1 protein-coding gene and 1 pseudogene are annotated in these 2,448 nt (G+C 57.8%); one reads left to right on the top strand and one right to left on the bottom strand.

Annotated features, from left to right (window positions below; genetic code table 11):
* Nucleotides 1-637 (top strand): annotated as a pseudogene (locus UU7_RS18710) (site-specific DNA-methyltransferase); the annotation flags it as partial.
* 155 nt (nt 638-792) lie between these two features.
* Here UU7_RS18710 and UU7_RS18490 read toward each other — a convergent pair.
* The gene (locus tag UU7_RS18490; RefSeq protein ID WP_157582393.1) at nt 793-2,079 is read right to left on the bottom strand and encodes a hypothetical protein; all 1,287 of its coding nucleotides are present in this window, start codon (nt 2,077-2,079) and stop codon (nt 793-795) included.
* Between the last annotated feature and the right edge of the window lie 369 nt (nt 2,080-2,448).

Here is a 2,448-nt window from a genome sequence, read left to right on the forward strand (position 1 = left end):
GCGCTTCGTAGTTGAATCCGTCGGTTCGCGTCACGTATCGCACCTGTCCAGCCAGGTCAGGGAGCGGATCAACAACGTCATAAGCAAGGGCCATGACGTTGTCCTCGGCGATGCCAACGGTGCCGACAAAGCAGCGCAAAAATTTCTGCACGAAGCTGGCTACCGCAAGGTCACTGTGTATTGCTCCGGCGATCGACCGCGCAACAACCTCGGGCAGTGGGACCTGCATCCGGTCGCGCCGCCCAAGTCGGCCAGGGGATTCCAGTTCTATGCCGCCAAGGATCGCGAGATGGCTGCGGCGGCCGACTTCGGCCTGATGATCTGGGACGGCAAGAGTCCCGGCACCGTGTTGAATGTGTTGCGTCTGATACGCGCCGGCAAGGCCGTCGTGCTGATCCACGGCTCTGCCGCATCGTTCACCCTGAAATCAACGCAAGACTGGGATACATTCCTTGACGGATGCAGCGACGAGTTGCGCATCGACCTGCATGATCGCGCAACTCCCGAAGAATGGCAGCCAGGCTCCACCAATCCGCAGGCCGGCCTGTTTACCGCAACACCCATTGCCTCGCGCGTGGCAGAGCAGTCGGTCGAATCAGTCTATGCCCCGAAGACTTCACCGGCGGCACCCGGCTAACCGAAGCAGCCCTGCGATAACTCGTGATCACCGTCAGCCTGGAAACCATGAAGATCGTCAACCGCCTTCCAGCGCTCGACATCCTCGCCAAGTGACCGGATAGAAATTAAAAGGCCCCGCAGTGCGAGGCCTTTTGATGTTGGTGTGTCAGAAGGCTATCTCACGATCTCTGAAAATTTCTTGAGAAGCTTGAACGTCTCATCCTTGTCTATCTGTTTCAGGAGTTCACTGACGGGGGAGACAGGATCGTGGTGTTCAGTCCCATAGAGTCTTACGGGATTCTCGCCGAATGTTGCGATGGCCCGCTGAAGTAGTTCAGCCGTCAGGGCGCCGTCTCCGACCGAAGCGACCTCCGCCTTGTAGCTCTGGAAGGCAAGCGCGGTCGCCGCTTTGTATTCGTAGTCTTCTTGCACACGACCCAGACGACCAATCTGCTTGGCTGCATACCAGCCAACCCATATCATGGGGCCCGCAACCGCGAGTCGCCTCAAGAGATTTACGATAAGAGCTTCGTAAGTGAATGTGGTCAGATCACTAACAAATGCGAGCGCGAGAACCAAAAGAACAACAACGGCACCACTGAATACGATTCCCCATGTACGACGCTCACTCTTTACTTGGGCTCCTCGATCAGTAAACGCACCGGCGAGACCTTGCTTACGTGCATCGATGAGTGCAGCTTGCAACGATGCGACGGCAGCACTTGCCTCAGACTTTGCCGTTTCTACTTCGGAATTCAGCTCCGTTATACGTTTCTCAAGTTCGGTCGACTTTAGCTCGGCCTGCGAGCGGTAGCCGACGATGTCTTTGTAAAGTTGCTCGACCTCGGCATTGCGCCCCAACACGGTCTTTTGCGCATCTTCAATCTCTTGCTGTACGTCGCTAAAACCTGCAGCCGTGTCGTCCCACGTCTTGAGCTCTTTCTGCATTTTGGTCTGCTGAACTTCAATTTCGGCCAGCGCCATCGTTATATCAGAGCTCTTTTCCAGGAATGCAGCCGCCTTCGGTGCCACTTCAAGCAACGTGCTCGCGCCTTCAACGCTCCCGTCGGCTAGTCGCTTGGCAAGATGCTTGGCAATCTCTGTACGTCGCCCTGCAAGCAGGGAGACAACCCCAGAAATAGAAACCAGCCGGTCGAGAAATAGAGGTTGCTGGATCAGCCACGGGCCACCATTGCCTCTGGCGGCGGCAACGTTATTGGCCAGTTCGCTTATCCATTTTGTCAACTGCGCGTTGGCTAAAGCACCTTCGGTCGGATCTAGCCGATTTGCTTTGCCTGAAAGAAACGTGAGCGTATCTAGCCACCCTTGGAATAGAGCCGTGAGCGACTCAGTGGGGGCATTGAAACCGATCGTGCTCAAATCAATTTCGCTCGGCCGTGCCGCAAGCAGCCCCGACCACTGATCACGCAAGTTAGTTACCGCTGCTATCGCCTGTTCCATGTCGGCCCCCTTGATATGAAAACATCATAGCCCCTCAAAACGGGTGGACTTCCACTACGCAAATCTCGAACCAGAAATAGCGGTCGGTCAAATATGCGCCGACCCGCTCTCGCAACCGCGCAGCGGTTGCGCACCGAGTGCGGGCCACGATGGCCCGCTGCTCTACCCGGGGGCCCCTCTGCAGCGGCGAGGCGGGGGCGACAGGCCGCGTAGCGGGCGTTGCCTAGGATGGCAACGCCTTTTCGCGCGGGCAGGAGCCCGCTCGAAAAGCCCGGCCCCGACTCGCGGACCTTGCGGGCAGGCGAGGGCATGGATGCCCGAGTTGAGGCAACGCAGGAGCAGTTGCCCGATGCCCGGAAGGCGCGGAAG

The organism is Rhodanobacter spathiphylli B39 (assembly GCF_000264295.1).
In the GTDB taxonomy this organism is placed as follows: domain Bacteria; phylum Pseudomonadota; class Gammaproteobacteria; order Xanthomonadales; family Rhodanobacteraceae; genus Rhodanobacter; species Rhodanobacter spathiphylli.

Coding starts and splice junctions, on each gene's coding strand:
- UU7_RS18490 (WP_157582393.1), bottom strand. CDS start 2,079: ATGGAACAGGCGATAGCAGCGGTAACTAACTTGCGTGATCAGTGGTCG.